This is a genomic window from Leptospira meyeri, from assembly GCF_004368965.1.
Lineage (GTDB): Bacteria > Spirochaetota > Leptospiria > Leptospirales > Leptospiraceae > Leptospira_A > Leptospira_A meyeri.
Genome location: NZ_SORO01000002.1, coordinates 366,786 through 392,386, shown reverse-complemented (window position 1 = coordinate 392,386; position 25,601 = coordinate 366,786). Strand labels below are relative to the sequence as shown.

The window sequence follows — 25,601 nt, the reverse complement described above, 5'->3', positions numbered from 1 at the left end:
TCATATCTTTTCTATCATAAAAAAAATTTCACGAGTATAGTCTGTCATCACCCGCACCATCCAAGCCGAAAAAAATACTATCACAGCAAAAATAGAAACAAGTTTGGGAACAAAAGCAATTGTAGGTTCTTGGATCGAAGTTGTGGTTTGTAAAATTCCAACAATCAGCCCCACAACAAGTGCAGTAATCAAGATGGGACTGGATATTTTTAGAGTCACAATGAATGCTTCTCGCATCAAGTTAACAACGTCTACTTCTGTCATTTATAACTCCTTACAAGTTCCAAAACAAGTAGGTTCCATCCATCAATCAAAATGAAAAGAATGAGTTTTAACGGAAGAGAAATCATCACCGGTGGCAACATCATAAAACCCATAGCAAGGAGGGCAGACGCAACAATCAAATCGATTACAATAAATGGTATGAAGATATAAATACCGATGATAAATGCTTTTTTGATTTCACTTAGCATAAAAGCGGGAACCAAAACGTAAGATGGAACATCTTCAAAAGATTTTACGTTTTGTACTTTCCCAATTTTCAGAAACAAAGCCACATCTTTGGTTCCATCTTTCCCTAACTGGCGAATCATAAATTGACGAAGATGTTTCATGGAACCTTCCATAAAAGCAGACTGGTCAATTTTCCCATTTAAGTAAGGTTGGAGTGCTTCATCATTCACCTTACCAATCGTAGGTGCCATGATAAAAAAAGTTACAAACAACGCAAGACCCATCATCACCTGGTTTGGTGGTAAATTCTGTAAGGAAAGTGCCCTTCTCACAAAATCAAATACAATCACAACCTTCGTAAATGAAGTCACACTCATCACAATCGCAGGTGCCAAGGAAAGAATGGTCACAAGAAAAAGGATCATAAGAGACAAACTTGTCTCTTTTGGGCCCTTCGCCTCATTTACGTTAAATGACAAGTTCGGAATTGGAATCCTTGCACCTTTGTCCTGAGCCATAAGGCCCGTAAACCCACCGGCAGTGATGAGGAATAGAATTCCAATGAGAAAAATAATCGATTTATGTCTCTTAAGGAAGGATAAAAAACGAGATTTCACGACTCCCCTCCCTCTAACAATTCACGGTGTTTGCGGAGACGCTCCAATCCTTCTTTGGCCTTTCTTTGGATTTCGGCCGCACCGTCAAATTCCAAACTTTCCATCTTGGATGGGTTGATACGAATTTTTCTTTGTGCTTTGGATTGTAAACTTTCGAGAACAGTTTCTAAAAAATTAGGAACGTAAGGATCAGCTTCCTCTTTCATTTTTTGGATTTGCGATTTTTCGTCCGGGGCAGTCACTTCTGTCAGTAAACTTACCGAACCATCGGCAACACCTAACACAAGTGTACGCCCACCCACTTCGACAATCTGAACCGATTGAGTGGCCGACAGCGGCAAACTAGATAAAACCTTCATAAACCCTTTTACGGGGTATTTAGCTGATTTTGTTTTTTGCATTTGTAGGATTAGAAAATATCCGGCACCAACGAGAATGCTTAAGATAAATAAAATTTTGAGTAAAATCCAAGTTGCGGAAGGAGAATCATCAGAGTTTTCCGCATATCTTTCTTGGATAAGATTGGTTTCTTCGTTCCCTTTTGTGGCCTCACCAGCATTCGAATTGGCCGTGTTAGTCGAGCCTTCAAACTTTGGACCGGAATTGGAGGGATTCGCATCAGCTGGTTTGGGTTTAGAATCACCTAATTCTTGGCGAAGGATTTGATCCAATTCCTTGGTTTCCGCATTTTGAGAATATACAGAAGAAACCGCAAAAACAAGGATCAGGCAAAAGTACATAACTTGCCCCTTTTGTTTTAAGCTTTTATGAATGGATCTGATCATTTTTCGCCTTTGAGTCGGTCAGTAGGACTTACAATATCGGTAACACGAACCCCAAAGTTTTCATCGATAACCACAACCTCACCTTTTGCGATGAGTTTGCCGTTCACAAGTAAATCAACTGGCTCACTAGCTAACTTATCCAACTCGATGATAGAACCTTCACCCAACCCCAAAATATCTTTGATGTACATTTTGGTTCTTCCGAGCTCTACTGTCAGTGCCATTTGCACATCCATTAGAAGATTGAGGTTTGTTTGTCCAGGGCCACCACCTGCGGTAGCAAGAGAGGGGAAATTGACACCTTTGATTCCAACAGATCCTTGTCCACCACCCATACCCATATTCGGTTGCATGTTGACGTTCATTCCGCCGGACTGTTGTTGTTGTTTTTGGCCGCCACCTTTTTGGATATCCAAAACGGAATTTGCCATAGACAATGCGATTACATAGTATACTTTAAAGGAACCAACTCCATCAATATTCAAACTGAGGGAAGTTTTCACCAAATTGCTGTCATCTGGTAGTTGTAAATCACGACCTGAATTCACAAGGGCAATTTCCGGTGGGCTACCTGACATGGTGCCACCAAGTTTCATTCCTATTTGTGCAGTCACGGTTCCAAGAATCGGCGATAATGAATCTTTTAGGGTTTGGAGCTGGGCGTTGTCTAATTGGCCCGGAGGGGTCATTCCCCCCATCATCACTCCTGCAATTTTGGCTGCATTTTCTTGGGCCATGATGAGACAAACACGACCCGCCAAACTTCCGCTAATTGTCGAAAACAAACTAACGGATTTTGTTCCAAGTTCCTTTTGAATGTCAGCAGAGGAGCTCGATTCGGTGGCAGGGTTCATAAAACGAGTGTTTTTTGCCAAGATCGTGCCAAGTGTGTTCCCCGCCACCTGGAATGCAGAGCCGATCACATCAGAAATAATGTCTCGGTCAATTGGAGATAGGTTGTCCGATGACGAACTTGCGGCGCCACTTAAAGAAGAGAGGTCGAATGTATCATCCGCACCTTGTAGTAATGCGTCTATCTCGTCTTGTGAGAGTGAACCTTCACCCATACCCTTATATCTCCGGAAAACTTAGGATAATGAGACATAATATGAATCTTTTTGTCACTCAGTTTTTTTCCGAATTGACAAAAAGTAAAAGAGGTCAGTCGAATGCGCTCGCAAATCCGTCCGAATAGGCACGAAGATTGTCATATGAGTAAATTCCAGTGTTATGGTAGTCACTCCAAACAATGGAAATCGCATACCGACCAACTTTGGTCCAAGAAAGGAGTTTGATGGACTGGATATGACCCGTCGCATCCCCTACTTTCCCACCATGCCCGCCCCGACAAGTGGCGCAGGGGCATTTTTTGCGAAGGTCTAAAAGAGAATACTTTGACCCATGGCCATCCTTCCATTCGATGTACAAAGAATCATCATCGAAAGAAATTTCTTTAGGGAAGGTAGCAAGTTGCGAATTCGACATTTTTAAGGTTTCACCGGTAGTTTTGTCGTTTTGGAACGAAAATTTCCCACAGTGGTTCCGTATTGGATTTTGTCACCGAGGGCGATGTTTGTCAAGTCGATGGTATCATTTTCGAAAACAAGGATAACGGTGGACCCCATCTCAAAACGTCCCAGTTCCGACCCTTTGTCGATCATAATAGAGACATCTTTGTAGTGGTATTCTTTTGCAAAACGAATCCAGTTGTTTGTTACAATTTTATTGTCATACGTCACGCGAATCTTACCCACGTTAGACGCCCCGACCTTAATGACCGCAATTTTGCCGTATTCAGTTTGTAAGAAGGTGATAAGTCTTTCGTTTTTAGGAAAAAGCCCGCGGATATTCAGAACGGCCAAATCATTCACGGGGAAAAGTTTTCCAGGCTCATAGTAATAACCAAGAATTTGACCAGCGAATGGACTGTGGATGCGGTGGTAATCTTGTGGGGACAAGTAAAAAGTGATGTATTTTCCATTTGTGAAGTAAGGATAATACTTTTCAGAGCCTAACAATTCTTTTACGGAATAATCGATTCCTTTGGCTTGGATAATGGTCGACTGGCTGATATTACCAAAACTTGTAATTTTGGAATCTGTTGGAGATACAACCGCATTGCTTGCCGAATCAATGATCCTTGCTTCTGCCCGAAGGGCTCTTGTAAAAAATTGATTGAGAGATGCGTATTCTTTTATCTCAAGTTCGGCTTCACTTAAATTGATTTTGTAAGCCTTCGCAAATGCCTTTAAAATAGGGATCATCATAAATCTTGGCAATTTTAAAGTCGAAAAATATCCAAAAATTTTGGAAATCAGGTTTTTAGGAAGTAAGGTCAAAAACAAAAGGTAAATGTCTTTGAAAATTTCGTAACGAGCACCTGATTCGGAAAGATACTTTTTTAGTTCCAAATTGGCAGATTTTCCTAGCAACATAAGTGAAACTAACAATGGCACACTGGTAATCACTGCTGCGATATAACCCCAATGCATTACAAATATAAATACACCAATTCCATAATTTACAAAAAGATAAGCAAAACCAAGAGTTGATCCAATGAATAACATTCTAAAAAAATTGGAAAACTTTTCACCAAACACATAAAATGCATTTTGTTCTCCACTATAAAACCAACCGGCAAGACTAAGAACTCCGAAACAAAGGAAGGAGACAAAAAATAAAATTGCAGGCAATGTATCCTTTTGTTCCAAAATTCGATTTGGAAAAGATAGAATGGTTTCTAAATTGACGGCACCGTAAGAATACAATACAAAACCAACAAGAGTTGCCATAACAAACCCTTCAAAAAAGGATGCAAGCATACTTACTAACCCTTGTTTTGCGGCATAATCAGTTCGAACCACCCCAGCAATCCCAGAAGATTTTCCGACAGCGGTTTCTGTAGATAAAAAGAAAGTACTTAAGGAAACAGAAAGGCCACGTAAAATTCCAAATGCCCCACCACCTTGTAAGGCCTTAATAGAAAATGCTTCTTTCGTAACGTCCGATAAAAATCCAAAAAAGGAAATCATTCCACCAGAGAATAAAGATACATACCCAAAAATAAAGAGAATGATACCAATTGGAGCAAGGATGGAAGCAGCACGACCGACTCGCCTAACACCACCAATGACAATAAAAAGCAAAATCACAGAAATGGATATGGGGCCCGATAAACCGGATAAACTCAAACCCTCTTTGGTGATATACGTGAGCCCTACATAAGGAAAAATTCCACCGAACAAAAGGACCGTTACCAAACTTGCGAGCGAAAAAGCAACGGCAAGCCATTTGGCACGCAAAGCTTTTTCGATAAAATACATTGGACCTGAAAGATAACGACCGCTCGGAAGTTGGTTTCTGAATTTGACTGCAAGTGTTGAGGAAACAAAACGGATGGGCATCACAAACAAACTCATGACCCAAATCCAAAAAAGAACGCCAATTCCGCCATAAGCGATGGCCAGTGCCGTTCCGATCACAGAACCAGCCAGTAAGGAAGAACCGATCCCTGCAAAAAATGCCTGTGAATGAACCAATTGTCCCTTGGAACCTTTGAAGTCCATATTGCCCGTAAGGATCTTGAGAGCGAGGAAGAGAAAACGAATTTGTGGAAATCCCAATCGGAAGCTCAAATACATAGAGGCAATCAGAATGAGATAAAAATAAGGGCTGAGAATGTCTGATCCTAAAATCAGATTAAACGTAGATCCGTTTTGAAAGAGTGTTTCCATATTGGTTCTTCCTCACGAAATTGGAATAAATTGTTATGTCAAGATGTATTGTGATCCTTTCTCTATTGGTTTTTATGATTTCTTCTCTAACCCTTGGCAACTTAGCCGCCGAACCATCCGGGATCGAAGTGGGAATGCGATATGGTGCTGGTGAACGAATTCCAGGTCGATTTGACGGTGACCTAAAACAGTTCTCTTCCACCTTTAATCCATTGGTTTTTTCTGACGTTAGTTTGAGCGGAGGAAAGTCTACCAACTTGTATGAAGGTTTTGTCCGTTTCCTTTTGGATTCTAGATCAAGGGTTGGGTTTGTTATTGGCAGAAATGATTGGCAAATGCTACACCTAACAGAAGCTACAAGTGATATGTATTACACAAAACTTAGGTCAGAAATTTACTCCTACCATGTCCTTGGGATGTATTACTTTTCAATGCCTATCTTTCGGAATTGGGAATGGGAAAATGGATTGGGTATTGGATTTACATCTGCCGATTGGAACATAAGAGGATATTCCATTGGGGAGTTACCTCCGGATACTCAATACTTTAATCAAAAAGGTAGGCTTAGGGGAAGTGGGCTCGCGTATCGAGCAGAAACTGCCATCAATCATAGGTTATACGAAAATACATTTTTTCAAATTGGCCTTGGTTATCATCATGTTGCTATTGATAAGTTTAGCGGAAACTATAATGGAGAGACTTCAAGTTTCTATATTCGGGCCGACGGGAAAGTCGGTGTGATTGATGACACTCGAATCTTAGATGCCACTGTGAGCACTGCACAAACTTTTCGAAGGTTAGATATGAATACGGGATCATGGGTTCTTTATTTTTCAGTCTTCCAAAGGTTTTTGGATTGACGATCCATTGATGAAAGTATCATTTTTAAGAAAATTACATGAAACCTTCTAAAATCATTACCATCGGTATTAAAGAATTGGCTCACCAAAAAGTCATCCTTGCTGCTTGGTATAACTTTCTAAAAGAAAACTTCGATGCAAAAAAAGTTTCTGCAGAAGAATTCACTTTATACCTACAAGCGCATGTCATGTACGACTTGGACAAAGATCAAATCGAATTGATGTTGTCTGGTCCTGAAATGCTTTTAGAAGATTTCAAAAAGTCTATTTTTGGATGAATCTCCAAATCTTCGGAACCAAAAAATGCAAAGATACGAAGAAGGCACAACTCTTCTTCCAAGAACGTCGCGTAAATTTTCAGTTCATCAACCTGCAAGAAAAAGAGATGAGCAAGGGAGAACTTCGTTCCATCCTCGGTAGTGTCAGTTTAGATGACTTGATTGATACAGAATCCAAAGTTTACGAAGACAAAAATCTCAAATATATGTTATACGATAAAGAAGAGGCCTTACTCGAAAACCCTCTTCTCTTCAAAACTCCAATCGTTCGAGATGGAAAACGTGCTACCATCGGATTTGTTCCAGATGTCTGGAAACAGTGGATCTTAGAATCTAAAAAATAAAAGTCGAAACCTTTAAGACTCCAACTTCTTTCTTTTTGAAAAATCTTTTGCAATTTCTGGTAACACTGGCAATGAACTATGAATTCGATGCATTTCCAATGCTGGCCTTGCAGGAATTCCAAAATATGCGGTTTTTTCTTTTGAATCTTCTGTAAGTCCCGATAATCCCATAAGAATTGAACCTTTTTTCATTGTTAGGTGTTCCGCAACAGCAGATTGTCCAGCAAGAAAACATCCATCTTCAATCGTAACAGAGCCAGCAAGAACAGTCGCTCCAGCAATATAAACGTAATTTCCAACACGACAATTATGACCCACATGGACATGGTCATCAAACTTTGTAAAATTCCCAATAGTAGTGGATTCAAGAGCGGCTCGATCCACAGTGCAATGTGCACCCATTTCTACTTCATCACCAATGATGACGTTTCCAATCTGGGGAACTTTGTAACGGATGCCGGCATAATCATAAAATCCAAACCCATCCGCACCTATTACAGTATTAGAATGAATCAAATTTCTTTTTCCCAACTTACAATTATAATATACGACAACTCCAGATTTTAAAACTGTTTCTTCACCAATTTCTACATCTGATTCCAAAACTACATTGGGATAAATAACTGCTCGATCACCAATGACTACATTTTCTTGGATCACAGCAAAGTCCATGATTGTCACATCTTTTCCAAGTTTGGCGGAAGGATGGATACTAGCTTTAGAGGAAATAGAAGCCGAATGTTTTGGTTTTTTTTCAAACAAAGAGACAACTTGAATGAATTTTACCTTAGAACCTTCTTCTGGGATAATGATAGCATTAGGAAATTGTGAAGCGAGCGAGTCGATTGTTAAAGCTACTTTTACATCCGAAGCTTTTTTGTGTTTTGCCAGGTATTTTTTGGATGCTACGTAATAAATACTATTTGGATCTACGGGAGTATGGTGCTCCAAATCTTTGATCCCATTGATTTCTAAGTCACCGGATCCGGTGAAACTTGCACCTAATTGTTCAGCTAAATCTTTTAGTTTCATTCATACACCTTACACTTGAAAATGAATTGGAAGGGACATATTTCAATCACATTTTTAAAATCTATCATATTGATTATTTTCAAACAATCCGATGATTAGACTATGCGCCATCTACTTTTAAACAAAGGTCTCCGCTTGCTTTTGTTAACTTACACCGTTCAATATTATTTATTCACAAAAGATCTAATAGCGCAGGAAGGATATGTCTTCGAAAATCCTTATAAAAAGAAAGAACAGGTTTCTGATGAAAAATCATTTACAATCTACTTTTCGAATCATTCTTCCAAAATTTCTAAATCAGATTTAGTTCGATTACAACCCGTCGCCGATTTTTTAAACCAAAATCGAAACTACTGTGTTTACATTCATGCGCATGCAAATGAAGGGAAAACGACTTCTGAAGATATCGCAATTAGCGAAAAAAGGTCTTTAGAAGTGGAACGTTTTTTTTTGATTCACTTTGTGGAACCGAATCAAATCAGAAGATTGTTTTATGGAAATGCAAAATCACCTAACAAAACGAAGGAACACCAAGCTCTTAACCGACGAGTCGAAATAAAACTACAGCCACTCCCCTAAAGTGGACCTTTCCAATCTTTGAGGTCAAAGATATCATCAATATCATTTAGCTCTGTAAGTAAAGTCACAGTTTTTTTGTTCTTTCGAATGACATCAAGTGTAAGCGGAAGAACTTCACTAGTGCTCCAAGGAATGGAATCAAAAACAAAGGGAAAAAATTCCCTCATTCCCAAAAGATAATACCCTCCATCCTTTGCTGGACCTATCACAAAATCAGTATCATCTAAACTATGATATGCTTTCTCTAAAATTTCTTTTGTTAAAAAGGGACAATCGGTTCCAATGATCAAGACCTTCCCAAAGTTTGATCGAAATTCATTCTCAAAGGCAATTTTCATTTTTAATCCAAGATCTCCTTCTGCTTGGACTTTCTTTGAATCACCAAATTCAAATTCTAAAGTGTTTCCTAGATGAAGGTGATCCCAATAAACAATTTTTTCTACCGAGAGGGTTGACGTAATTTTTTTTGTGATCTCAAGGAGTTCCAAATAAATCTTTAAAGTTTGAACTTCTCCGATACTCACTGCTAGGCGAGTTTTTACTTTTCCACGTTCAGGTTGTTTTGCGAAGATGATTAATTTGTTTTTTTCCATAAAAACCTAATACTAAAATTGAAATCGTCCAATGAAAGTATACAAAATCAGAATGTGCATACATTCCGTATGACAAAAAGGCCAAAAACACAATGAGAGAAACAATCTTTTCGGCTTCCTTTTTTTTAATCATAAACAAAATCCAAGGAATCCAATACCAAGGATGAACGACAGGAGAAAACAAAAGAAACAAAGAATACAAAACCAAAAATGAATCATTTTCCGTTAGGCGAAAGAAATACTTTTCTTTGGCTAAATAAAATAAAATTAATCCTAAAATTGAAAAAGAAATGGCCCCTGACAAATACTCTCCTTCAAATATAGATAAAACAAAATAGAAAAAAGGCTCTAAAATACCAGCAAATCGAAAGGAATGGAAAAAAAGTCCAATGCCGGCACTCCCCTGCAATAAAAAATCAGAAAATACTGTCAATTTCCAAATCAAGAGTGAAACAATCATTACAAATACCAAACGAATCCATTGTCTCCAGTCTCCAAGAAACCCAAAAACAAAAAGAAATACATTTAACTTTAATTGTGTTAGGATAAAAAAAGAAAACAAACGAAACCAATTGGACTGCAAAATAAACAGAAATAAAAACCCCGTGACTAATATAACCTCTGGATGCATTTGAGAAACTCCTTCGATGATGACGATAGGATTTCCAAAATATAACCAATAGGATTGGTTCTTATCTTGAGAGTATAATTTTCGAATGAGAGTCAAATTAAGACTTTCGGCCGCGACAAATAAAATCTGAATTCCGACCAAACTATCTCCAAAGATAGAACCAATCAAAATTCCAGTTGAAAAAAAAGTTTGCACTAACAAAGGATAAACGGAATAATAATCAGGGCTGTTCATCTTCAAAAATAATAAATCCAATCCGAGTTTCGAAGTGGCCTCAAGACCGAGAACTTCACGAGGAGTATAGTGATAAGGAGTGATACCGTTTAAAAATAGTTTTGCATCAAATAAATAACGATAAATATCATCGCTCCATACTGCCGGAGAACCAATCACGACAACCCGTAAAAAAATCCCATACAAAAGAAGAAGATAAAATCGACTTCCAAACAAAGATGTGATGTCCGATAAAAAATAAAAATATAGGGACAACACAACAGCCAACACAATGATTACACTGAATTCATTTCTATCTCCATAATGTACCGAAACAAACAAAAGAATCGGATAAATCAAAAGCAAAAGAACTTTTAAAATCAATGGTTTAGTGGACACGGAAAATTAATAACCGAAAGAAAGTGTATAAAATTTTAATACCAACACGTAAGGACATCGATAATGTTCCAGAAATTTTTGAGACACCGGCAAATCGTTTTCGATAATTGACCGAAATTTCACGAATATCCAATCCAAGTTGTAAAGCCTTTACATGCATTTCAATATTCCATCCCCAAGTTGGATCTTGCATTTGCAATTTGAGAAAGGATGCAAATTTTACAATGCGAAGAGGGCCCATATCCGTAAACTTACGTCGGAAAAAAAGTAGGATCAAAAAACAAGTAAGGGCATTTCCAAAAATTTGGATGGGGGACAACGCACCTCTTTCGACATTCCCAATGATCCTTGAACCAATGACCAAATCAGCTTTTGTTTCGTTTATCACCCGAATCAATTTTTGAATGTCAGAAGGATCATCGGAACCATCCGCATCGCAGAACAAAATATACTCGGGATCCAATTTTGATTTATTGATCCAATCCAATGCCACCAAACATGCGTTTCCATATCCAATTTCAGGACAATCCAATATCAATAAACCCATTTCTCTGACAATTGTTGGAGTTTGGTCTTTTGATGCATTGTTGACGACAATAAACTGAGATTTATTTAACCCAGAACCAACAATAAGACCATTTAACGCACGGGAGATACCTTCCTCCTCATCTCTTGCTGGAATGATACAAAGAACTTTATTCACCTTTTCTTTGTACGTTCCTTCGAAATAGTTCTTCTAAAGGAGTGTCTTTTCTAAATTTTGTTTTCAAATGATAAATTGATTCAATGATAATTGAACTATGAGGATACAAATCTTTCATTTTTTCCACTTTTTCTTTATACGGAGACGAAAGGTAACCAGAAGAAAGGATCATATAGTCTGAAGTTTTATCCTTTAAACGAACGTGGACCGCTTGGAAAAGATAAGATTCAATCTCAGTATCCGTTTGTTTCAATTTCCAAATGAAATCTTTTCCTGATTGGATCCGCGAATCACTAACTTTTTTGGCAGTAGGAGACCAAGACCATTCTTGCCCAATAGTAGTTTCTTGTTTAAAAATAGTTTTACCATCTTTGTTTAGGCCAATGAGTGTTAGCCGATAAAACCTCTCAGGATCTCCTGTCGTGACATGATGGTCCGCATTTGTATTAGTCAGTTTTAATTCTACAGAATTGTTTTCCACTTTTATGTTTGAAAGGATCATCCCTGGCTTGTAACCCAATCGGATTTGGTCAGAATACAATTCAAAAGTTTTTGGAACACCTCCACCAATAAATCCATGTTTGTGTGATGTTCGGATTGGTTTCTTTAAGGATGATTTTACAAAAGATCGACGAACTTCTGGTTGGTGACATGAAGAACAGGATTCATTTGATTTTGTCGCGAGGAGTTCAGTCCCCGTCTGAAAGGAACAAACAAGAGATTCGTTTAAAGTATAAGTTTCATTATGACAATCGTAACAACGACTTAGCAATTGTTTACGATCAATTTTTATGGGATGGGGTGGTGAAGTTCCGCCTGTACCACCAATCACATAACTTTCTTTAGTTTCAGAATCCACACGAACATGGCAGGTAGCACAAGTGACACCCTCTTCTTTCATCTCAGGGTTGAAACTGGGGTTTGCGATTTCTATCGGTCGGAAATAATCTCCATTTTTTAGACCCGTGATGATTGTTTCTCTTTGATTTTGTACAGGGATATGACAATTCAAACAAATCCATTTTGGTGAACTTGGTTTTGCTAATTCTGATTGAAATTGGATATCAGAGAGGGCATTGGCATGGGTGGAACGTTTCCACTCTTCATAAATTTCTGTGTGGCAATTCCCACAATTTTTTGCAGTCGGTGGCCCAACTGCTTTTAAATCTGTTAGGTTTTCAATTGGTTTTGCCCAAACCTTTCCAGGAAACACTTGTTCAATGGGAACTAATCTTTGGTTGAGATAAATAAAAAAACTCGAACTTAAAATAAGAAAAAGAAAAAATAAAATGTAAATATTTCGTTTCAATTTCCAGTTTCCAAAGGAAGTTTCGGATCGTGAGACCATTCCCACATAGAACCCGCATAGTTATAAGCATTATAACCATAAGTGCGAAGAATTCCAACGACAAAAGCAGACCGGACCCCTCCCGTACAATAAGCAACAATTGGTTTTTCTTTTTGGATACCCAAACGTTTTAAATAAAGTTCTACTTCGGCCTTAGATTTGATTCGACCTTTTGCATCGAATAACTCTTGGTAAAATGCAGATTTAGCTCCAGGGATATGCCCCCCGCGGGATTCGCCATATGGTGTGGCTCCGATATATTCTCTCGGCTCCCGAGTATCAAGGATTTGATACTCTTTTGAGGGTAAACTTTTCACGAGTTCCTCTTTTTGGATCCCATAGGATAGATTGGAATTTGGTTTAGGAAATTTCGTTGTCGAACTTATATTACTTTCTGATTTAGAATTTGTTTTCTTTTGAATTTCCTTTTCAAAAGTTTCAAATCCGCCATCCAACCAAAAGGCTTGTGAAAAACCAGCTTCACGTAGACTCCAAACGATGCGTCCCTCTTCTCCCCATCCGCCAGTGCCGTCACCTAACACAAGTATACTGTCATTTTCTTTGATTCCTAAATCATAAATTCTTTTACGCACTAATTTTAATTCTAACAATTCCCCTTTATGCGGAGCATCCGTTCTCGATAGCTCTTCCCATGAGATGACTTTGGAACCTGGAACCTTATTTTTCCAACGTTGTAAGGAGGAACGTACGTCTAGGATAGTAAACTGAGTGAATGGAAGAGAGGATTCTTTGGAAAGAAACCAAGGGGTTTCTTGGGTTTCTCCTGACTGGGCCTTGGGCCCTGCACTCAATGGAAGCCAAAAAGCCCAAAACAGAGACAAAGAAAAAAGATAAATCCCATAACCACAGAATACTTTCACGAAGATCCCTCCCGATTTCTAAAATCTTTCTCTTTTAAGACGAATTTTCGTCAATAAAATAAACATTTCATCCAAGAAAGCGAATTTTCCTTGCCGAATTGAACCCTCTTCGTAATTTGGAAGCAAATGGAGGGCAATATGAAAATTGGATATTATCCGGATGTGGTCAATGAAAATGTCACAAGAATTGTTGCTTCAACAGTCGTGTTCCTTGGTGTAACCGCTATTTTATTTCCGAATGCCTATGTGCTCGGACTTCTTTTCATTGGATTTACTCTACGATTGAGTTATGGACCAAAGTTTGAACCATTTGCTTTTTTTACCTCTCGGTATTTAGTGCCTTGGCTTGGAATTTCTTTTGTTGGAGTGGCAGGGCCACCAAAACGATTTGCTCAGTTGGTTGGATTTGTCTTTAGTTTGAGTGCAATCATTTTCTTTACTTTGGGTTATTCATTCGCTTACCAAATCACTCTGGCTACACTTGTTTTTTTCGCTTCACTTGAATCTTTTTTAGGATGGTGTGCTGGTTGTTTTGCCTTTGGTTTACTCATGAAACTGGGAATCATTCCAGAAGAAATTTGTGAACGATGCAACAACCTAAACTTCAATAAATAGGTTTGTAGTAGAACTGTGTTACGATGATTTTTTTCTCCTTTTTTTTTCTGGTAACCATACTCTTTTTGAGGATGGTTACCTTACCTAAAACTTTTTTTAAAAAATATTCTCTATTAATTTTTATATTAGGATTTGGAATTAGAATTCTTTGTATTTTTTTACCACCCATTTGGGAAGACGATTGGTCAAGATACTTGTGGGAAGGGAATTTGATTCGCAACGGAGAATCTCCCTACCAAATCGCACCTTCTGCCTATTTTCTAAAACAAAACATATCGGAAACAGAAATAGAAATTTTATCACAAATCAATCATCCTGATTGGACAACCATCTATAGTCCTTTTGTTCTGCTCTTTTTTGCCTTATTTTCCCCTGGTTTTTCCGGGATTTTTCTTAAACTCAGCTATCTCATTCTTGAAACAGCCAGTATTCTTTTTTTTTCCAAAAAAAAAATCAACAAACAACTGCTACTCTATTGGAGCTTTCCAATTCTTATCAAAGAAGTTTATTTAAATTTTCATTTTGAAATTTTAGTTTTATCTCTGGCTTTTGTTTCCTTTCGATTTATAAGAGATAAAAAAAGAATACTAGCAAGTTTCCTCTTGGGTCTAGGGTTCCATATTAAAATATTTTCGTTATTTTATTCTTTTTATTTAATCACTACAATGGAACTACAAAATTGGAAAACCCAGGTTATCCCTTGGATTTCAAATGCCCTTTCATTTTGTCTTGGATTTTTTATTTTCTTTTTTATCTACTATCTACTTTTTCCAAACACAATCGATTTTGGAACAACCAACTTACTTAAATTTGGTGCAAATTTTAAATTCAATCAATTTTATGAACCTTTCTGGAGACTATTTGGAGTAATAGATCTAAAAGTTTTTCCTTTTTTGATTCACTACATTACGATGACCGTGTATGTATTTCTCTCTTTAGAGAAACAAAATCGAATTCAAAAGTTCAGAAGATTTTTCATTCGTTACAATCTATATTTTGTATACAGTTATCTATTTCTATCCTTACTTCCCGTATCCAATCCTTGGTATTTTTTGGCCCTGGTCCCGTTACTTCTGATTTCTCCCTTTCCATCTATCATTCCTTGGATTTTGGTTTCAGTTCCGCAGCTATCTTACCTTACCAAAGTTCGATTGGGACAAGAATTTACCTACTTCTATGAAATCCCGGACCCAATTCTCCTTGTAGAAGCCCTCTTTTCCGTTTTATGTCTTTCCTGGTATTCCAAACAAATATTCATTTTACTTTACAAACTATCCAATATATCAAACATAGCCCCAAAGGGAAGTATTGGGTATGGAAACAGAAATTGAAAGTTTTTCGGCCTCAACAGAAAACGATAGAAATGTAGATGAAGTTTTGACGGTTGTTCTCGGAGAAACCTTAAAACGGAGAAGGCTTGAGTTAGGGTTATCAATGGAAAAACTTTCTCAGCTATCAACCGTAAGCCGGGGAATGCTCGGACTCATTGAATCAGGCAAAACCACACCCAGCATCGGTATTTTATGGAAATTATCAAAATCACTCCGGATTCCGATTGGAGAAATGATTCCTGATTTGTTTGCACAATCGCCTCGGTTTATCGGGGCAACCGAAGGAAGACGTTGGATTTCACCCAAAAATACAGCCGAATCCCGTATTTTTTACCAAGAGGAACGGGATCGTTTAAGTATCGTCGAGTGGAAACTGGCAACCGGGAAAGTCACTCAATTCGGACATTTGCCAACAGCTTTTGATATCAAAGTCTACCAAGTAAGCGGACAATCCAAAATTAAACTAAAAACAAAAGAGTTATTTTTGGAAACATCTGATAGTGCTTTTTTCCCAATTTCGGAATTGGAATCAATTGAAAATGAATCCCCAGTAGAATCCAAATTCCTTTGGATCGCTTCAAAAAAGGTAAGGTAAAAAATAAGATCCTATTGATGCACCTCCGTCCTCTTCATAAGGAGAGGGACCAAAAGAATGGACATCCCGAGAATATTTTGTGCGTTATATAGGATTTTATGTTCAATATATAAGATTATCTGTTTTTGGTTTTCTCTCCCTTTTTCAGACTGACCTTACCTTGTTTTTGGCTCTGGTGCAACCCCTACAGAGGAAAAACGGGAATTCAATCTAAGGATTTACAAATGAAAACCAATCTAGTTTCCAAACTGATTGCTCTTATTACCGCGGGGTTCATCGGAGCCTGCGGTGGAGCAAATAAGAATAACGATACCGAAAGTTTACTTCTAGCAGCACTTGCCCTTTCTTCTGGAATTAAGGTCAACAGCGCAGCAGAATTAGCCAAAGAATCTAACGATGATTACAATCTCAATGAGTATGGTCTCATCACTCCATCTACTTTAGGTAAATGGGTGAACAATTGGGCGGGAACAAAGCCTGCTGGTATCAATGGCAAATTGGTCATTTTACAAAATGGTGCAAGTGCCACAGTCGGAAAAGAATACATAGCAGGAAATGGAAACGATGTTGTTGTCTATAGTTTTACATTTGCTGATGGAGCAAGTGCCCTTGATGGCGGCGATGGATTTAGTCAAAAAAGAAATAGTGGACTTAGCGATACGGTTTCCATCATTGCAAACGGAACAAAAGTTGATTCGATTTTGAATCGTTATGGAATCGATCCAATCAATGACTTAGTTGTTTTTGTTTCTTCTGCTAATGCCAATAGCCATGTACAAGGAACTCTCAGAGGATTTTATACTTTCCGTTATTGGGGATTTGATGCCAAAAACTTAGCGTTTCTCAATGGAACACTACCTCGACTTGCTGTCACTGATGGAAATTTTGTTCCTTTCAGCTCTACTACAAATACACCTCCTGGTTTCACAAATCGTTATTCAGTTCGGTCACTAAGAGTAGACAACACAATTCTTATGTTACCTTTGGAAGATGTCATTAAAGCGGTCAAAGATCCAAACAACGTTACTGTTGCCGGCCTTACTTCTAGCGTATTTATTTCTGATGCACGATCATCATCAGGAACAAGCAATGAATACAACGGTGTGATTAAAAGTACAGCTTCTGAAGTTGCAGGAAAATATGTTGGTTTTGAAGGAAGAATTAAAGGTGCAAAAGAAGTAAAGTGGACTGATTTACTCGACACAGAATTCCGTTTTTTGCCAAAAGCTACTCTAAAAGCATATTATGCTGGCAAAGGATACCAAGCAGGACAAACCGCTATTCAACTTTGCCGAACAAATAACAGATCACAGGTGACCGGATTTTCTTACGTAGCCATCCTGGGATATCCTTCTACCTACTATGATGGAAGTTGGATTGAATGGGGTAGCCTGACTGGCGGAGGACCTGCGCCAAAATTACCGTCAGATTCTCCTTTCCGGACAGATGTACCTGAATTATCTGAAGTGATTACTTATAACGTAGCTGGAGATGTTGACCCAAGTCTTCCTACAAATCTAAATACTTTCGCAACAACTTCCAGAAAGATTGTTGAAGAAGACAAAGCATACAAACGCTAAAAGATACTAAAAAGTTTAGAGGGATGTTCCAACATCCCTCTAAAAAATAAATAAATAAATCGTTACAACAGGGAAAGTTATATGAAGAACTTATCAAAGCTTATATTAATTCAATTAACGCTCATTACATCATTAAGTGCATCCGGCGGAATTGGCGGCGGTGGGATTGCAAACATTCCACAAGGCCAAGATAGAGAGAAATACCATCTAGGAAAAGCGGTCTACAACCAAGACATCACTTTAGAAAAACAGACGAATGTTAAGTTAGTTGATCAAGAAGAGCGTCTAGAATACTTACAAGGTAGTCTACCAAATACAGAAAAGAGACGAGTTAATCTCCCTGACTTTGCTGGGAAATTGACAGAAGAGCAACTCCAAGCACTAGAATATTTCATCCAAATTCGGTTTAATGTTAAATTTCCAGACAAAAAGAAGGAATAAAACATGAAACCCTACTATAAATATATAAAATCATTTTTATTCGTTACTTTTTTTGTAAGCTCAAGCATCTACTCACAACAAGCCTGGGCTCCCTATGAAAGACAACTTTGGGTACGCCCCGTATTTATTCATTCCGAATACGACAGCGCATTTTTAGCCGGACAGAAAGCCAAATACGACGATAACGTTCGTTTATCGGTTGCAAACTTAGCTTTAGAATACGGGATCACTGATCGACTAACGGCAGATTTAACTTTAGGATTTGGTAAGTTAGGAAGGCATAGAGTTTTTAACAGATACTTAGGTTTACAACAAACCCCAGATGTTCCAGATAAATATGGCTTTATGGATACAAGATTCGGTATTCGTTACAAAATCCTCGACGAGTTTGATTCGAAATATAGATGGATGCCCACAATTTCTATTCGTGTTGGAGGAATTAAACGAGGAGATTATGATCGTAATCCACAATCACTTGGAGATGGTGCAAGTGGCGGTGAGGTAAACCTATATTTAGCAAAAGATTTTGGAGTTTGGGGACTTGGTTCTTTAGGTGAATTTTCCTATCGTAAACGTGAAAATCCTGTTCCAGATGACATTCTTTACTATTCAGCTATTTATAAACGATTTTTTGAATCTCTCTTTTTAACGGTAGGACTCCGCGGCCAAGTTGGACAAGGAGGATATGCTTATGCCGATCCAAGACAACAGCCTCCATTGAATATGGTTCGATATCCGCAACCATCGATCTATGGAATCAACCCATATGATCTTTATGTACAAAATGAACGGCCAGCTTGGGGGAGAAAGGAAGATTTTCATAATGCTGAAGTTGGTTTGAGTTATTCAGACAGTTTTGGAAATTTCTATATTCTATTTTATTCGGAAACAATCGCTGGCTATAACACAGCTAGACTTAAAACTGTCGGTTTTGCTGCGACACTTCCATACAATCTCTGAGGTTATCTATGAAACTTAAATACTTAACTATATTCACTGTTTTAATCATCCATATCCTAGGTTGCAAAGGTCTGCCGGAATATCTGTTTTTACCACAGAGTATGAAACTAGACCTAACTCCTTTTTTATTTCGTGTTTATTCACCTGGAGAACTGGCAACATTATCCAATTCTGATTATAACTTAAATGAAAGTGGACTCATTACTTCAACCAAGTTCTCTCGTTTTTTATCTAACTGGAGTAACAATCGACCTGTTGGAGTATCTGGAAATTTAATTGTTTTTCAGATCCAAACCTCTGGTGTGACAAGCGGTCGCTATGTCTTCTTTGATGGAAAACAAAGTTTTGCCTATCCCATTGCAAATTTACCTGATTTGCTAACGGATACAAGAGATGATGGAGTTTTAAATATTGATGGAGTTGTACCTAAAGGGAAAAAAATATCTGATTTTTTTGCCATTTACGGAATTGATCCTGCCATTGATTACGTTGTATTTGCACAGGATACGTCTTCACTGACCAATCTTTCCTCTGCAACTTTTGCTTATTATTCCCTACTGTATTGGGGATTCCCAAAAGAAAGGTTAGCTATCTTAAATGGTTCCATTGCTGATTTAACAGCTGCTAATAGTATATTTACAACACCATCCTATTCTTATGTGAATAGCAATCGAGCAGGAAGTATCAAAACTCTTTTTCGAGACCAAACTGTTTTGCAACTTACAATCGGAGATTTAATTCATGCGATTAAAAATGGGAACACAAATTTGGAAGAGGTAGATCCAATACCATCGGAAGGTTTTTTCCTAATTGATGGTAGACCAAATGCATCCTTTACTGGGGCAACAAATTCAACTGCTTCCGGATCAAAATATGCCAATTGCACAGCCAAAACAAATTCAACCTTTGTTACGAATACTTGCGTAGTGACATATGAAGGAAGAGTTAAATCTTCAACAAATTTAGTTCCTACCGATTTGTATGATGGGACTACATTCCAATTTAAATCCTTTGTGCAGCTTCAAACCTATTTAAACAATACAGGATATCCAACAAACAAACAAATCTACGTTTATGGAGAAGATGCAAGTAAAGGGTCCCTTGTTTGGTTTGTATTACACCAAATTCTTGGTAAACCAACAAGATTGTATGAAGGAGGATGGAAACAATTCGGTGCACTTGGACTTCGAACTCCATCTTCCGGATCAAGCCCAAGTGCCATCACACAACCTGCTTCTTATTGGAGAACCGACATCGCTACTCTTTCCGAAAGTAATACCGCAAATGCCGACAACAATGTTCCCAATTACCAACTCGATATTTCAAGACAATATTCGAAAACAGCAAACAAACTCCGAACAGAAGACAAAGCCTTTTTACGAGGATCTTCTTCTGGTGGATCTTCGGGCGGAGGCGGAGGTGCTCCATCCGGTGGTGGTGGAAATGCTTGCGGAGGATAATCCTTTTCGTATAGTTTACGATTAGGTATGCGATTTCTAAACTTTCAACTTACGAACATTTTATTTTTGGTCTCAATGTTCGTAAGTTGTTCTGACTCAAATTTTATGGAGTCCCACTGGATTCATCCCATCCAACCACAAGGGATCCCTCCTTCACATTTTTCTTCATTAGAAAAGAGTTTGGATCCAAATGCTTGTGCCACTTGCCATACGGAACAATTCCAAAACTGGAAAAAAAGTTTTCATGCAAAATCAATTGGCAAAGGTTTTTTATGGCAGAAAGAAGTTTTAACACCTGAAGAATATAAATCTTGCTTCAACTGCCACTCGCCTCTCCCGGAAACCAAATCCGAACTATCAACTGAATATCAAACTCCAGAAATCCTCAATTCTAAATCTCATAATTTTCCCAATGGAATCACAAACCCATCCATAATATGTGCTTCATGCCATATTCGAAAACAAATTCGATTTGGACCACCTTCAAAAACAAATACAGAAACAAACAAAGACAATCCGAATAAAATATTCCCACATAACGGATATATAGTGAAAGAAGATTTTGAATCATCAAAGTTTTGCAGATCTTGCCATGAAAGTAAAGAAGAGGGAGTGAGACTTAACGGAAAAAAACTGATGGAAGTGTATTCCGAGTGGGAAAAAAGCCCTTTTGCAAAACAAGGAGTAGAATGCCAAAACTGCCATATGCCAAACCGGGAACATTCCTGGAAAGGGATTCACGACAAGACCTTTGTTCAAAACTCAATTTCTCCAAGTTGGCAAATCAAAGAACAAGGAGGACTTTATTCAATCAAAGCCGAAATCAAATCAATCAGAGTCGGCCATATGTTCCCTACTTATGTAGTTCCGAAGATCTATTTACGTTTTTATGCTATCACAATCGAAAACAATCGAATCCTTTTGGATGAGTCGATTGTGGGCAGGTATGTGAATACCAATTTGAATGAAGAATACTATGATACAAGGATCAAACCAAATGGAATTCTACTAGTTCAGTTTAATTATAAACCAAAAGATGAAATTCAAGAATTCCTTTGGGAGATTGAAGTTGATCCTGATGAACAGTATGTTCGGAGTTTTGAAGAGCAGTTATCCACAAAATCTAATATCATCTCCAAACAAACTAAAAAGATGTTGGAAGAGTCCTTATCAGAAAAAAAGAACTCTCGTTATCTTCTATTTACTTTGAATTGGAGAGTGCCTGCTTCACTTCCGCAATGATATCGTCAATATGCTCCAAACCAACAGACACACGAATGAGTCCTGGTAAAATTCCAACCGCTTGTCTCTCAGCTTCTGTTAATTTTGAATGGGTTGTTGAAGTTGGATGAGTCACTGTGGTTCTTGTATCACCCAAATTAGCAGTGAGGGAAAACCATTTTAAAGAATCTAAAAATTTCCTTGCTCTTTCGACTCCCCCTTTGATCACAAAGGAAACGATTCCACCACCAGATTTCATTTGTTTTTTTGCGATCGCATAACCAGGATCATTCGGCAAAAAAGGATACCGAACTAATTCCACATCAGACGATTGTTCTAAAAATTCTGCTAATTTCATGGCATTTTCGGAATGTCTATCCATACGCACTGCAAGCGTTTCTAAACTTTTCGAAATAATCCATGCATTCATTGGGGATAAGGATGGACCAGTATTACGAGCCATATAGCGAATCGGTTGGATGTATTCTTTTTTACCTAAGATGATACCAGCGATCACCCTTCCCTGACCATCCAAATATTTAGTGGCCGAGTGAATGACGATATCTGCACCAAAGTCAGCAGGCCTTTGGATATAAGGAGAACAAAAACAATTATCAACTATGAGAATTGTTTTTTTCTTTTTACATAGCTCTGCAACCCATGCCAAATCTACGATATCAAGTCCTGGATTGGAAGGTGTTTCAATATAGACAATTTTAGTATTTTCTTGGAAAGCAGTTTCCCATAACTCAGGTTTGTTGATATCAACATAAGTAGTTGTTACTCCGAATCGGGGCAAAATGTTTGCAAAAATCTGATGGGTAGATCCAAAAATAGCACGAGCCGATACAATATGATCCCCCGACTTAACCAGCCCAAACACAGAAGTAAAAACAGCAGACATTCCTGAAGCAGTAGCAATCCCGTCTTCAGTATGTTCCAAAGAACATAATTTATCAATTAACTCGGTTGTGTTCGGATTAGAAAATCTTGTGTATTGATTGCCGGTCACTTCTTCTGCAAACAGAGCCCTTGCATGTTCTGCATCATCAAAAACAAAACTGGAAGTTAGAAATAACGGGGTGGAATGTTCTTTTTCCCCGGTTCGTTTGGTTTGGATGCGGATGGCGTCAGTCTCGAAGTGTTCAAACATACTTCTACCAAGTTTGGTGATGAACGCTCGAAAACATCATTTTTTTTAGAAAATATCTGCTATAAAATCGGAAATAAACTAATATAGCGGATATTTTAAGAAATTTCTGCAATTTTACCGTCAATCATATGGACACGACGGCTAGCAAGGCCTGCATAATCGGGATCATGAGTGACAAATAAAATGGTGGTCCCATCAACTTTGTTGATACGTTTAAATATCTCCATCACCTTATCTCCGTTAGTTGTATCTAAATTTCCTGTAGGTTCATCTGCAAAAAGAAACTTTGGTTTTTGGACAAGGGCGCGTGCGATGGCAACCCTTTGTCCTTCTCCCCCAGACATTTGGCTTGGAAATTTATCTTTACAGTGTAATACGGAAAAACTTTCCATCAAATGTAAAGCATACTCTTCCATCAATTTATGTGATCCAGTTTTTCTCGCAGGCATAGTGATGTTCTCAAGTCCAGTGAGCTCAGGAAGTAAGTAATGAAATTGAAAAACAAATCCAATCGATAAATTTCTTAGGGTATGAATTTCTTTACTTCCCATTCCCACAAGAGAATTGCCATTCAGTTTAACATCACCACTGGTGGGGTTGTCAAGACCACTCACAATATAAAGTAAGGTTGATTTTCCAGATCCAGATTTTCCAGTCAGTGCTACAAAATCGCCAACTGCAATTTCAAGCGATACATCCTTCAATACATCTTGAGGTGGTTCTCCAAAAGATTTAAAAATATGTTTGGCTTCGATTCCTAACATTTACGTTGCCCCTCGGATGATATCTACAGGAGAAAGACGACTTGCCATACGAGCCGGTATATAACTGGCAATTGACGCACTAAGGACTGCGATGGAAAAACCCTTTACATAAATCATCCAGTCCCATGAAATCATCATCGTTTTCATCAGGGCTTTGGAATTTTGTTTTGGATCTCCAATGGGAATTCCATCAATATAATAACATCCTAGAATTCCTACAAAAATTCCGATGATGGCTCCAAGTGTACCTAAAAACAATCCTTGGAAGATAAAAAGTTGGATTGTATCTTTTTCATCAAACCCTATAGAACGAAGTATGGCTACTTCCTTTTTCTTTTGATTCACAACCATATTTAGAATATTATAAATCCCGAATGCAACAACGAGAATAATTGTAAATGTTGTTGAGTTTCTGACAATATCTTGGGTCTTAAATACCTGTAAGATACTAGCATTCACTTCGTCCCAACTTTCCACTTTATCTTTGCTAAAGTAGCGAAAATCCTCTGCAATTGAGGCAGCAGATCGAATGTCTTTAATTTTTACAATGATCTGAGAGACCTCTCCACTGGATTTGGTAATACTTTGGACGGAGGATAAGGATGAATATACTGTGACGTCATCAACCAATCGGTTACCCGTGCTTAAAATTCCTACGATTTTTACAGGGATCAAATCAGTCCCTGGAATATAAACCGAGATCGTATCTCCAATTTTAGCACCAAGTTTATTTAGAACTCCTTCTCCCATAATGGCAAGAGAAGTCCCCCTTGACAAATCAGAGAGTTTCCCTTCTACAATATAATCACTCAGATTGGTAACTTTGGGTTGGATATTGGGATCAACCCCGACGAATCGAGCCGGCGCTGTCGATTTACCATTCACAAAAATTACTTCTTTTGTTAGCTGTGGCGCAAAGGAAACAACTCTGTGGTCATTCGAAAGTTTGTCCATCCACCCAAGAACATTAGTTAAACGAGAATTATCAGTCCGTCCCGATGGAGGAGATAACCAACGAACCACTTTGTTTTGAAAAAAAACATCTTCGAAAGTTCTTTCCGTAATAAGTTCATCTTTTGGAGAAATCTTGATTTGCCCATCGGAATTCACCAGTTGGTCAGTAATGACGGCCTGGAACCCTAACATAATTCCGGAGAATACAATATAACCGGCAGTGCCCAAAACGATTCCAATCAATGTTAAAATCGATTGTTGCGGTCTCGAAAGAATTTGTCTAATGGCAAGAAACAACATACTAGTTTTTAACCAATACTTCGTCGCCTTCTATTAAATCTCCTTGGATGAGTTCTCCAAATTCAGAATTGATTGCTCCAATTCGAATTTCTATTCTATCGCGTTTTCCATCTCGAAAACGATAGATTTTACCTCTATCCACGGCAACTAGCGGAACTAAAACGACATTTTCTTTTGATGAAACTTCTATCGCAACATCCGTTGTCATATCAGGCAAAATCCCCTGCGGAAGTTCATGTGGCTCAATACGAACTAAAAACTGGCCGTTCGAAGGATAAATCCTTTCTACCTTTCCCTTATACACATTTCCACGAATGGATTCAAAACTAAGTTGGACTGCTTGGCCAGGTTTGACCCTTAAAGCCGATTCTTGGTCCAATGACACAGAGATGTATACTTCTTTTAAATTCTGGATTTCTAAAAGAGGAAGTCCAGGCATTGCTGTTTCGTTTTTAGCAACATTTAACTTTGTCAAGGTGCCTGTAAAAGGAGATCGAAAAGTAATCCCTGAATCGTTGGTGAGAAGAGCCTGCCCTTTCGTGACCATTTGTCCTTCTTCCACAAAAATTTCTCGAACGGAAGCAGCAATTCCAAACTTTAAACTAAAACTTTCAACAGGTTTGACAGTTCCTAAAGCATAAACTGCTTCTACCAAAGAACCTCTTTCGATTTTTAAACGATTGGATTGGGAATTTCTAAGGAAAAGGTAAATTGTAACGATTAGAACCATTACAAAGATAAAACCAACGATAGATAACTTTTTACGATCCATGATGA

General features: G+C 38.1%; 28 protein-coding genes. 12 read left to right on the top strand and 16 right to left on the bottom strand.

What is annotated here, in order from left to right; all coding sequences use genetic code 11:
- The 6 genes from fliQ to asd form a co-directional block, all read right to left on the bottom strand.
- Positions 1–264 (bottom strand): flagellar biosynthesis protein FliQ, encoded by a 264-nt coding sequence (gene fliQ, locus CLV96_RS15980; RefSeq protein WP_004786411.1) that lies wholly within the window; start codon positions 262–264, stop codon positions 1–3.
- Entirely contained in the window at positions 261–1,070 is an 810-nt protein-coding gene (gene fliP, locus CLV96_RS15975; protein WP_004784989.1) for a flagellar type III secretion system pore protein FliP, read from the bottom strand. The genes fliQ and fliP overlap by 4 nt, the downstream gene beginning before the upstream one ends.
- Entirely contained in the window at positions 1,067–1,810 is a 744-nt protein-coding gene (locus tag CLV96_RS15970; RefSeq protein ID WP_004786126.1) for a FliO/MopB family protein, read from the bottom strand. Before CLV96_RS15970 ends, fliP begins: the two co-directional genes overlap by 4 nt.
- Before the next feature lie 41 nt (positions 1,811–1,851).
- A complete protein-coding gene (fliN, locus tag CLV96_RS15965) occupies positions 1,852–2,922 on the bottom strand; it encodes a flagellar motor switch protein FliN (RefSeq protein WP_134152045.1) in 1,071 nt (356 codons plus the stop codon).
- Positions 2,923–3,016: 94 nt separating this feature from the next.
- Complete coding sequence (locus tag CLV96_RS15960; protein ID WP_004787162.1) at positions 3,017–3,340, bottom strand: DUF971 domain-containing protein; 324 nt, start codon at positions 3,338–3,340, stop codon at positions 3,017–3,019.
- A gap of 2 nt (positions 3,341–3,342) precedes the next feature.
- Complete coding sequence (gene asd / locus CLV96_RS15955) at positions 3,343–5,589, bottom strand: archaetidylserine decarboxylase (RefSeq protein WP_004787274.1); 2,247 nt, start codon at positions 5,587–5,589, stop codon at positions 3,343–3,345.
- Between the two features lie 35 nt (positions 5,590–5,624).
- Here asd and CLV96_RS15950 point away from each other — a divergent pair, with 35 nt between their 5' ends.
- The 3 genes from CLV96_RS15950 to CLV96_RS15940 are packed head-to-tail and all read left to right on the top strand — an operon-like array spanning position 5,625 to position 7,071.
- The gene (locus tag CLV96_RS15950; RefSeq protein ID WP_004786534.1) at positions 5,625–6,449 is read left to right on the top strand and encodes an LIC_11366 family protein; all 825 of its coding nucleotides are present in this window, start codon (positions 5,625–5,627) and stop codon (positions 6,447–6,449) included.
- Positions 6,450–6,487: 38 nt separating this feature from the next.
- Complete coding sequence (locus CLV96_RS15945; protein ID WP_004786700.1) at positions 6,488–6,727, top strand: hypothetical protein; 240 nt, start codon at positions 6,488–6,490, stop codon at positions 6,725–6,727.
- Entirely contained in the window at positions 6,724–7,071 is a 348-nt protein-coding gene (locus CLV96_RS15940) for an arsenate reductase family protein (protein ID WP_020776500.1), read from the top strand. Before CLV96_RS15945 ends, CLV96_RS15940 begins: the two co-directional genes overlap by 4 nt.
- A 12-nt stretch (positions 7,072–7,083) precedes the next feature.
- On the opposite strand, the gene lpxD is transcribed toward CLV96_RS15940, so the two are convergent.
- Positions 7,084–8,103, bottom strand: coding sequence for a UDP-3-O-(3-hydroxymyristoyl)glucosamine N-acyltransferase (gene lpxD, locus CLV96_RS15935; RefSeq protein WP_004787690.1), 1,020 nt, complete (start codon positions 8,101–8,103; stop codon positions 7,084–7,086).
- Positions 8,104–8,205: 102 nt separating this feature from the next.
- On the opposite strand from lpxD, the gene CLV96_RS15930 reads away from it, so the two are divergent.
- Complete coding sequence (locus CLV96_RS15930; RefSeq protein WP_004785280.1) at positions 8,206–8,682, top strand: OmpA family protein; 477 nt, start codon at positions 8,206–8,208, stop codon at positions 8,680–8,682.
- On the opposite strand, the gene CLV96_RS15925 is transcribed toward CLV96_RS15930, so the two are convergent.
- The 5 genes from CLV96_RS15925 to CLV96_RS15905 are packed head-to-tail and all read right to left on the bottom strand — an operon-like array spanning position 8,679 to position 13,450.
- The gene (locus tag CLV96_RS15925; protein WP_004786963.1) at positions 8,679–9,275 is read right to left on the bottom strand and encodes a TIGR04282 family arsenosugar biosynthesis glycosyltransferase; all 597 of its coding nucleotides are present in this window, start codon (positions 9,273–9,275) and stop codon (positions 8,679–8,681) included. The two genes, CLV96_RS15930 and CLV96_RS15925, sit on opposite strands and share 4 nt — an antisense overlap.
- Positions 9,235–10,518, bottom strand: a complete 1,284-nt coding sequence (locus tag CLV96_RS15920) for an MptA/MptB family glycosyltransferase (RefSeq protein ID WP_004784419.1) — start codon at positions 10,516–10,518, stop codon at positions 9,235–9,237. The genes CLV96_RS15925 and CLV96_RS15920 overlap by 41 nt, the downstream gene beginning before the upstream one ends.
- Positions 10,508–11,221: a glycosyltransferase family 2 protein gene (locus tag CLV96_RS15915; RefSeq protein ID WP_004785631.1), complete on the bottom strand. Its 714-nt coding sequence runs from the start codon at positions 11,219–11,221 to the stop codon at positions 10,508–10,510. The genes CLV96_RS15920 and CLV96_RS15915 overlap by 11 nt, the downstream gene beginning before the upstream one ends.
- The gene (locus CLV96_RS15910) at positions 11,214–12,569 is read right to left on the bottom strand and encodes a multiheme c-type cytochrome (RefSeq protein ID WP_004784801.1); all 1,356 of its coding nucleotides are present in this window, start codon (positions 12,567–12,569) and stop codon (positions 11,214–11,216) included. The genes CLV96_RS15915 and CLV96_RS15910 overlap by 8 nt, the downstream gene beginning before the upstream one ends.
- Positions 12,527–13,450 (bottom strand): sulfurtransferase, encoded by a 924-nt coding sequence (locus tag CLV96_RS15905; protein ID WP_040917089.1) that lies wholly within the window; start codon positions 13,448–13,450, stop codon positions 12,527–12,529. The genes CLV96_RS15910 and CLV96_RS15905 overlap by 43 nt, the downstream gene beginning before the upstream one ends.
- A 138-nt stretch (positions 13,451–13,588) precedes the next feature.
- On the opposite strand from CLV96_RS15905, the gene CLV96_RS15900 reads away from it, so the two are divergent.
- The 8 genes from CLV96_RS15900 (at position 13,589) to CLV96_RS15860 (ending at position 21,674) form a co-directional block, all read left to right on the top strand.
- Positions 13,589–14,065, top strand: coding sequence for a DUF4395 domain-containing protein (locus tag CLV96_RS15900; protein ID WP_004786678.1), 477 nt, complete (start codon positions 13,589–13,591; stop codon positions 14,063–14,065).
- A 209-nt stretch (positions 14,066–14,274) separates the two neighbouring features.
- Positions 14,275–15,396: a hypothetical protein gene (locus CLV96_RS15890; protein WP_004785353.1), complete on the top strand. Its 1,122-nt coding sequence runs from the start codon at positions 14,275–14,277 to the stop codon at positions 15,394–15,396.
- A complete protein-coding gene (locus CLV96_RS15885) occupies positions 15,380–15,991 on the top strand; it encodes a helix-turn-helix domain-containing protein (RefSeq protein WP_004784412.1) in 612 nt (203 codons plus the stop codon). The genes CLV96_RS15890 and CLV96_RS15885 overlap by 17 nt, the downstream gene beginning before the upstream one ends.
- 224 nt (positions 15,992–16,215) lie before the next feature.
- Positions 16,216–17,571 carry a hypothetical protein gene (locus CLV96_RS15880; RefSeq protein WP_004786936.1) on the top strand — a complete coding sequence of 452 codons (1,356 nt, stop codon included), beginning with the start codon at positions 16,216–16,218 and terminating at the stop codon, positions 17,569–17,571.
- Positions 17,572–17,652: 81 nt separating this feature from the next.
- Positions 17,653–18,012 carry a hypothetical protein gene (locus CLV96_RS15875; RefSeq protein WP_004786363.1) on the top strand — a complete coding sequence of 120 codons (360 nt, stop codon included), beginning with the start codon at positions 17,653–17,655 and terminating at the stop codon, positions 18,010–18,012.
- A 3-nt stretch (positions 18,013–18,015) separates the two neighbouring features.
- Positions 18,016–18,972, top strand: coding sequence for a hypothetical protein (locus CLV96_RS15870; RefSeq protein WP_134152043.1), 957 nt, complete (start codon positions 18,016–18,018; stop codon positions 18,970–18,972).
- An 8-nt stretch (positions 18,973–18,980) separates the two neighbouring features.
- Positions 18,981–20,432 carry a rhodanese-like domain-containing protein gene (locus CLV96_RS15865; RefSeq protein WP_004787664.1) on the top strand — a complete coding sequence of 484 codons (1,452 nt, stop codon included), beginning with the start codon at positions 18,981–18,983 and terminating at the stop codon, positions 20,430–20,432.
- Between the two features lie 105 nt (positions 20,433–20,537).
- Complete coding sequence (locus CLV96_RS15860) at positions 20,538–21,674, top strand: multiheme c-type cytochrome (protein ID WP_004787464.1); 1,137 nt, start codon at positions 20,538–20,540, stop codon at positions 21,672–21,674.
- Here the strand turns inward: CLV96_RS15860 and CLV96_RS15855 are convergent.
- From CLV96_RS15855 to CLV96_RS15840, 4 genes are all read right to left on the bottom strand, one after another.
- Positions 21,634–22,806 carry a trans-sulfuration enzyme family protein gene (locus CLV96_RS15855; protein WP_004786673.1) on the bottom strand — a complete coding sequence of 391 codons (1,173 nt, stop codon included), beginning with the start codon at positions 22,804–22,806 and terminating at the stop codon, positions 21,634–21,636. The two genes, CLV96_RS15860 and CLV96_RS15855, sit on opposite strands and share 41 nt — an antisense overlap.
- A gap of 95 nt (positions 22,807–22,901) precedes the next feature.
- Positions 22,902–23,570, bottom strand: a complete 669-nt coding sequence (locus CLV96_RS15850; protein ID WP_004785018.1) for an ABC transporter ATP-binding protein — start codon at positions 23,568–23,570, stop codon at positions 22,902–22,904.
- On the bottom strand, positions 23,571–24,824 hold the full coding sequence (locus CLV96_RS15845) for an ABC transporter permease (RefSeq protein WP_004785909.1): 1,254 nt from the start codon (positions 24,822–24,824) through the stop codon (positions 23,571–23,573).
- A gap of 1 nt (position 24,825) precedes the next feature.
- Positions 24,826–25,596: an efflux RND transporter periplasmic adaptor subunit gene (locus CLV96_RS15840; RefSeq protein WP_004785954.1), complete on the bottom strand. Its 771-nt coding sequence runs from the start codon at positions 25,594–25,596 to the stop codon at positions 24,826–24,828.
- Positions 25,597–25,601 lie beyond the last annotated feature (5 nt).

What these genes read in the sequence shown, in the direction of transcription:
- fliQ (WP_004786411.1), bottom strand. Translation starts at nt 264, where the DNA reads ATGACAGAAGTAGACGTTGTTAACTTGATGCGAGAAGCATTCATTGTG.
- CLV96_RS15970 (WP_004786126.1), bottom strand. Translation starts at nt 1,810, where the DNA reads ATGTACTTTTGCCTGATCCTTGTTTTTGCGGTTTCTTCTGTATATTCT.
- fliN (WP_134152045.1), bottom strand. Translation starts at nt 2,922, where the DNA reads ATGGGTGAAGGTTCACTCTCACAAGACGAGATAGACGCATTACTACAA.
- CLV96_RS15960 (WP_004787162.1), bottom strand. Translation starts at nt 3,340, where the DNA reads ATGTCGAATTCGCAACTTGCTACCTTCCCTAAAGAAATTTCTTTCGAT.
- asd (WP_004787274.1), bottom strand. Translation starts at nt 5,589, where the DNA reads ATGGAAACACTCTTTCAAAACGGATCTACGTTTAATCTGATTTTAGGA.
- CLV96_RS15950 (WP_004786534.1), top strand. Translation starts at nt 5,625, where the DNA reads ATGTCAAGATGTATTGTGATCCTTTCTCTATTGGTTTTTATGATTTCT.
- CLV96_RS15945 (WP_004786700.1), top strand. Translation starts at nt 6,488, where the DNA reads ATGAAACCTTCTAAAATCATTACCATCGGTATTAAAGAATTGGCTCAC.
- CLV96_RS15940 (WP_020776500.1), top strand. Translation starts at nt 6,724, where the DNA reads ATGAATCTCCAAATCTTCGGAACCAAAAAATGCAAAGATACGAAGAAG.
- lpxD (WP_004787690.1), bottom strand. Translation starts at nt 8,103, where the DNA reads ATGAAACTAAAAGATTTAGCTGAACAATTAGGTGCAAGTTTCACCGGA.
- CLV96_RS15930 (WP_004785280.1), top strand. Translation starts at nt 8,206, where the DNA reads ATGCGCCATCTACTTTTAAACAAAGGTCTCCGCTTGCTTTTGTTAACT.
- CLV96_RS15925 (WP_004786963.1), bottom strand. Translation starts at nt 9,275, where the DNA reads ATGGAAAAAAACAAATTAATCATCTTCGCAAAACAACCTGAACGTGGA.
- CLV96_RS15910 (WP_004784801.1), bottom strand. Translation starts at nt 12,569, where the DNA reads ATGGTCTCACGATCCGAAACTTCCTTTGGAAACTGGAAATTGAAACGA.
- CLV96_RS15900 (WP_004786678.1), top strand. Translation starts at nt 13,589, where the DNA reads ATGAAAATTGGATATTATCCGGATGTGGTCAATGAAAATGTCACAAGA.
- CLV96_RS15885 (WP_004784412.1), top strand. Translation starts at nt 15,380, where the DNA reads ATGGAAACAGAAATTGAAAGTTTTTCGGCCTCAACAGAAAACGATAGA.
- CLV96_RS15880 (WP_004786936.1), top strand. Translation starts at nt 16,216, where the DNA reads ATGAAAACCAATCTAGTTTCCAAACTGATTGCTCTTATTACCGCGGGG.
- CLV96_RS15875 (WP_004786363.1), top strand. Translation starts at nt 17,653, where the DNA reads ATGAAGAACTTATCAAAGCTTATATTAATTCAATTAACGCTCATTACA.
- CLV96_RS15870 (WP_134152043.1), top strand. Translation starts at nt 18,016, where the DNA reads ATGAAACCCTACTATAAATATATAAAATCATTTTTATTCGTTACTTTT.
- CLV96_RS15865 (WP_004787664.1), top strand. Translation starts at nt 18,981, where the DNA reads ATGAAACTTAAATACTTAACTATATTCACTGTTTTAATCATCCATATC.
- CLV96_RS15860 (WP_004787464.1), top strand. Translation starts at nt 20,538, where the DNA reads ATGGAGTCCCACTGGATTCATCCCATCCAACCACAAGGGATCCCTCCT.
- CLV96_RS15855 (WP_004786673.1), bottom strand. Translation starts at nt 22,806, where the DNA reads ATGTTTGAACACTTCGAGACTGACGCCATCCGCATCCAAACCAAACGA.
- CLV96_RS15850 (WP_004785018.1), bottom strand. Translation starts at nt 23,570, where the DNA reads ATGTTAGGAATCGAAGCCAAACATATTTTTAAATCTTTTGGAGAACCA.
- CLV96_RS15845 (WP_004785909.1), bottom strand. Translation starts at nt 24,824, where the DNA reads ATGTTGTTTCTTGCCATTAGACAAATTCTTTCGAGACCGCAACAATCG.
- CLV96_RS15840 (WP_004785954.1), bottom strand. Translation starts at nt 25,596, where the DNA reads ATGGATCGTAAAAAGTTATCTATCGTTGGTTTTATCTTTGTAATGGTT.